We start from the raw sequence: 5,215 nt of genomic DNA, 5'->3' as shown, positions 1-5,215 counted from the left end.
CTGGCCCGGCTGGAAGGGCTGGAGGCGCACGCCCGCTCGGCGGAATCGCGCAACAGGTAGCGGCGGGCCGGGGGCATCTTGTCCCCGGCGCCCGTCCCGCGTTATCATACCCGAAGGCCCGAAGGCCCGAAGGCCCGAAGGCCCGAAGGCCCGAAGGCCCGAAGGCCCCGCCCGCGTCCGCGCGGCAGGACGCCCGGGCTTGTCGGCATCAGCAGTCGTGACGCCGCAAGGCTTCGCGCGGCATCGGCCCCATAACCGAAGACAAACGCAGACAAGGGAAAGACATGCAGGTCGTCACGCAAACCGACATCAAGGAATACCCGCTGCTTTCGCGGGGCAAGGTCCGCGACATCTACGAGATCGACGCGCAGACCCTGCTCATCGTCACCACCGACCGCATGTCGGCCTTCGACGTGATCATGGGCGAGCCCATCCCCTACAAGGGCGTGATCCTGAACAGCATCACCCTGTTCTGGATGAACCGTTTCGCCGGGCTGGTGAAGAACCACCTGATCGAGCACGACGTGGACCGCTTTCCCGCGCCGCTCGCCCCCTACCGCGACATGCTGGAAGGCCGCGCCGTCATCGTGAAGAAGGCCAGGCCCCTGCCGGTGGAATGCATCGTGCGCGGGCACATCACCGGGTCCGGCTGGAAGGACTACAAGGCCACCGGTGCGGTGTGCGGCCACAAGCTGCCCGCCGGGCTGCCGGAATCGGCCAAGCTGGAAACGCCGCTGTTCACCCCTTCGACCAAGGCCGAGCTGGGCGAACACGACGAGAACATCAGCATCGAGCAGGCCGCCAAACTGATGGGCGACGAACTGGCCGCCAGGGTACAGGAACTTTCCATCGCCATCTTCTCGCAGGGGCGTGAATACGCCGAAGGGCGCGGCATCATCATTGCCGACACCAAGTTCGAGTTCGGGCTGGTGGATGGCGAGGTAATCCTGATCGACGAGGTGCTGACCCCCGATTCGTCGCGCTTCTGGCCCGCCGCAGGGTACGCGCCCGGCAAGGGCCAGCCCAGCTTCGACAAGCAGTACCTGCGCGACTGGCTGGCCTCGCAGCCGTGGGACAAGACCCCGCCGCCTCCGGCCCTGCCGGAGCACGTCATTGCCGAGACGGGCAGGAAGTACCGCGAGGCGTACGAGATTCTGACCGGCTCCAAGCTGGCCGTCTAGGCTGCGGCAAACTGTCCTTTTTCCCGCTGGCGTCCGACCCGAAGGGCGCGAAGCGTGGCCGTCAGGCGAGCTTGCGAGCCTTACGGACATCGTGCGCAACGGGGTCAAACTTCGCCCGTCATGTCGGTCATATACGAGAAGAGTGCGCGCTGCGGTCGCCATCCGTAAAGCTCAAAGGCTCGCATAACGGCTGCCGCACTCCCTCATGACGGGCTTGTTTTCCTAGCCAGCGGAAAAAAATCCTAGTTTGCCAGTATTTCGCAGGCGCGCGGTGTTCTTGAGGGCCCTTCGGGGAAGGACGCTGCGCCGCCGCACGTCGGGATGCCGCGCCGCGCGCCGCATTCCCGTTTTTTGCCATCTACCCAGAACAACAGGGAGAACCGCATGCTGCTCGCAGGAAAGAAGGCTCTGATCTTCGGCGTGGCCAACAACAAGAGCATTGCCTATGGCATTTCCAAGGAATTCAAGGACCATGGCGCCCAGCTGGCCTTCAGCTACGTGGGCGAGGCCATCCAGAAGCGCGTGGAGCCCATCTGTCAGGAACTGGGCGGCGACTTCACCTTCCCCTGTGACGTCACCGACGACGCGCAGGTGGCCGCCGCCGCCGAAATGGTGCGCGAAAAGTGGGGCACCGTGGACGTCATCGTCCACTCCGTGGCCTTTGCCCACCGCGACGACCTGCATGGCCGCTACATCGACACCACCCGCGACGGCTTCAAGCTGGCGCTGGACGTTTCCGCCTACTCGCTGGTGGCGCTGTGCAAGGCCTTCGAGCCGCTGCTGAACCCCGGCGCCTCGGTGCTGACCATGACCTACTATGGCGCGCAGAAGGTCATCACCAACTACAACGTCATGGGCGTGGCCAAGGCCGCGCTGGAAGCCTCCGTCCGCTACCTGGCCGTGGACCTGGGCGCCAAGGGCGTGCGCATCAACGGTCTGAGCGCCGGTCCCATCAAGACCCTGGCCGCTTCGGGCATTTCGGGCTTCAAGCAGATTCTGGACCACATCGAGGAACACTCCCCCATGCGTCGCAACGTGACCACCGAGGACGTGGGCCGCGCCGCCGTGTTCCTGGCCTCGGACCTGTCGTCCGCCGTGACGGGCGAGGTGATGTTTGTGGATTCGGGCTACAACGTCATGGGCATCTAGGCGGGGCTATTCACACTGCGTTCTTTCGCCCTCCGGCTGCGTCAGACGTCGCCTTTTGCTCCGGTCACGTACGGAAGAGTACGCTCCCTTCGCAAAAAGGCTCGTCTTCCTTGCCGGAGAACGAAATCTCCGCAGTGTGAATAGCCCCTCGCGGACCGCTACGATTTCGTTTTCTCATGGGCTCACCCGCTAGGGTGAGCCTTTTGTGTTGGTGGCACGTTGGTATGGCGTGTTGTCGCGCGGGCGTGAGCGGGGAAAGGGGCGGTTGCTTGCCGGGTGCCACGCCGCGGCCACGACGTTCTCATGCTGTTGCCGTCTGGAAGGGGCGGGCGTAGGGATGCGGATGCGCCGGAAATGGCGGGCCTGTTGCGCCCGCTCCGGCAGCCGTACGCAAGGAGCCGTTCCCCATGTGGGAGATTCTGATACTGGTGGGCGTTCTGGTGGTGTGGGTTGTGGTGGCCGGGCGCTTTCTGCCCACTGGCGGCGGGTGCTGAGGCCCGCCACGGGTGCGCCGGGAGCGTGCCGGAACGGAAGAGGGTGCGACGTGCCGTGCGGGGCATGGAGAAGAGCGGAAGTAAGCGGGGTGTGTGGCTTGTGAGGCGGCAGAGGGCAAGCGCGTGTCCCTGGCTTGCGGGGCAGGAGGATGACGGCGCAACCCCGTTTGCGCTTCGGCCAGATAGCCCCTGCGGAACGGCGCGCGAAGGTTTGGCGAGCAATCCGCACTTTTCGCTTGCCATGCTGCCCCGCCGTCTGCTAGACACTGCCTCTCGCACGGAGAGGTGTCCGAGCTGGTCTAAGGAGCACGATTGGAAATCGTGTGTACGTTAACAGCGTACCGAGAGTTCGAATCTCTCCCTCTCCGCCAGTCTTTTTCCGCTTGATTACAGATCGGGAGCCGGACGGCGGCAACGCCGCCAACCCCGTCAGGTCCGAAAGGAAGCAGCGGTAACGGTTGTGGCCGGGTGTCCGGCTCCCTGAAGGCACAAGGAAACTTGTGCCTTCATCTGTTGTGTGCCGTGTTCATACCGCACGTGCACATCGGCGGCACCGGCTGCGCCCGCATTGCGGACGTTTCCGGACGGGGCAGCCCGCAAGGGAAGTCTCGGCATACCACCGCCTCCTCCAAACAAGACGGCCAGCGCAATCGGGAGCGCTGGCCGTCTCGTTTTTCACGGGTTGAACCGGGGGGATTCACTCCCCAAACCTCCCCGCGCCATGCCCCATGCGGTTCACGTTGGCGGCCTCGCGGCTGGGCAGGGTGTACAGGCGCACCTTGTGGCTGCGCGGGAATTCCCGTTTCAGCAGGGTCTTCAGCAGACGGAGCACCGCGTCGGCGGTCAGGCCTGTCCATGTTTCCTCGTGGAATCCCGCCTCGAACACGTCGTAGCTGTCCGGCCCGGTGCGCACGATGGCCACGGAGCGGTTGCGCTTGTAGGTGCGCAGGTCCAGGCAGTGGCCCGCTTCCAGTCGGGGCAGCCGTTCGCATACCGTGGCGATAAGGGTGGTCTTGTCCAGCATGTTCGGCGATGTCCGGATCTTGCGCTTGCACGAAGGAGCGGCTTCTGTAACGTTATGTGTATAAGACCCTGCCCGCGTCAGCCATCACGCTGGGTTGTGCGCGGGGCGCACAACTCCACGGAGCACCGCACATGGACACGCAGCAACTGTTGATGGCGTTCGGCCTGACGGCATTTGCCGGTCTTGCCACCGGCATCGGGTCGGCGCTGGCCTTCTGGACCCGGCGGACCAATACCTCGTTCCTGGCCGGGGCCATGGGCTTTTCGGCGGGTGTGATGGTGTATGTCTCCTTCGTCGAAATTCTCGTCAAGGCGCGGGAGGCCCTGGCCCAGCAGTGGGGCGAGACGCCGGGCGCATGGGCGGCGGTGCTGGCGTTCTTCGGGGGCATGGGCCTTATCGCGATCATCGACAGGATGGTGCCCGACTACGAGAACCCGCACGAACTGCACTCCATCGAGGAACTGGACGCCGGACTCGACAACCTGCCCCGCAACGAGGCGCACGACTTCGGAAAACTGCGCCGCGCGGGCGTGTTCACGGCCATCGCCATCGCCATCCACAACTTTCCCGAGGGACTGGCGACCTTCACCGCCGCGCTGACGGACCCGGCCATGGGCATCGCCATCGCCGTGGCCATCGCCATTCACAACATCCCGGAAGGCATCGCCGTTTCCGTGCCCATTTTCTACGCCACCGGCGACCGCTGGAAGGCCTTTCGCTATTCCTTCCTGTCCGGGCTGTCCGAGCCCGTCGGCGCACTGGTGGGTTATCTGGTGCTGCTGCCGTTCTTTTCCACGACCGTGTTCGGGGTGCTGTTCGCCGGGGTGGCCGGGATCATGGTCTACATCTCGTTCGACCAGTTGCTGCCGGGCGCGGAGGAGTACGGGAAGCACCACGTCTGTATCTTCGGGCTGGTGGCCGGCATGGTGGTGATGGCGCTCTCGCTGTTGCTGCTGGGATAGCGGCGGCGCGTGCCGGGCGTCCCGGAGCCGGGTCAGTCCTTCATGGTGTCGTCGATGGCCCCTTCCAGCAGCAGCAGCCAGCGTTTCATGGGCAGGCCGGATGCGCCGAAGCCATGCAGCCGGATGTTGCGACCAGAGCCACCCAGCACCCGGTGGCAAGGGATGACCAGCGGCCACGGGTTGCGGGCCATGATCTGCCCCACCCCGCGCGCCGCGCCGGGGCGGCCCGCCAGTGCGGCCAGCCCGGCGTAAGTGGTGATCTGTCCGTGCGGTACCTTGTCGCGCAGGGCCAGCAGCACGTCGCGGGTGAACGGAGTCAGTCCGTCCAGCAGCAGGGGCAGGTCGGGCCAGCGCACCGGCTTTCCCGCCACGTAGTCGGCCAGTGCGGCCTGCACGGCGCTGCCA

The 5,215-nt window shown here is 65.4% G+C and carries 5 protein-coding genes, 1 tRNA gene and 1 other RNA gene; 5 read left to right on the top strand and 2 right to left on the bottom strand.

Annotated features, from left to right (window positions below; genetic code table 11):
• Window positions 1-284 precede the first annotated feature (284 nt).
• The 4 genes from FVW20_RS07030 to ffs all read left to right on the top strand — a co-directional run bounded on the left by FVW20_RS07030 (window position 285) and on the right by ffs (window position 3,312).
• Window positions 285-1,181 (top strand): phosphoribosylaminoimidazolesuccinocarboxamide synthase, encoded by an 897-nt coding sequence (locus tag FVW20_RS07030; protein ID WP_196608870.1) that lies wholly within the window; start codon window positions 285-287, stop codon window positions 1,179-1,181.
• Window positions 1,182-1,565: 384 nt separating this feature from the next.
• Window positions 1,566-2,330, top strand: coding sequence for an enoyl-ACP reductase FabI (locus FVW20_RS07025; protein WP_167127716.1), 765 nt, complete (start codon window positions 1,566-1,568; stop codon window positions 2,328-2,330).
• A gap of 773 nt (window positions 2,331-3,103) precedes the next feature.
• A tRNA-Ser gene (locus tag FVW20_RS07020) sits at window positions 3,104-3,195 on the top strand.
• A gap of 21 nt (window positions 3,196-3,216) precedes the next feature.
• An RNA gene (ffs, locus tag FVW20_RS07015) (signal recognition particle sRNA small type) lies at window positions 3,217-3,312 on the top strand.
• A gap of 209 nt (window positions 3,313-3,521) precedes the next feature.
• On the opposite strand, the gene FVW20_RS07010 is transcribed toward ffs, so the two are convergent.
• Window positions 3,522-3,848, bottom strand: a complete 327-nt coding sequence (locus FVW20_RS07010) for a hypothetical protein (protein WP_196608869.1) — start codon at window positions 3,846-3,848, stop codon at window positions 3,522-3,524.
• A 131-nt stretch (window positions 3,849-3,979) separates the two neighbouring features.
• Between FVW20_RS07010 and zupT the strand changes: the two genes are divergently transcribed.
• A complete protein-coding gene (zupT, locus tag FVW20_RS07005; RefSeq protein ID WP_196608868.1) occupies window positions 3,980-4,810 on the top strand; it encodes a zinc transporter ZupT in 831 nt (276 codons plus the stop codon).
• Window positions 4,811-4,842: 32 nt separating this feature from the next.
• Here zupT and FVW20_RS07000 read toward each other — a convergent pair.
• On the bottom strand, window positions 4,843-5,215 hold a 373-nt coding region (locus FVW20_RS07000; protein ID WP_196608867.1), incomplete at its 5' end, for a methylated-DNA--[protein]-cysteine S-methyltransferase.

This window comes from Nitratidesulfovibrio oxamicus (assembly GCF_015731765.1).
In the GTDB taxonomy this organism is placed as follows: domain Bacteria; phylum Desulfobacterota; class Desulfovibrionia; order Desulfovibrionales; family Desulfovibrionaceae; genus Cupidesulfovibrio; species Cupidesulfovibrio oxamicus.
Note: the sequence above shows the minus strand (reverse complement) of the source record. Positions and strands in the feature narration are given on the sequence as shown.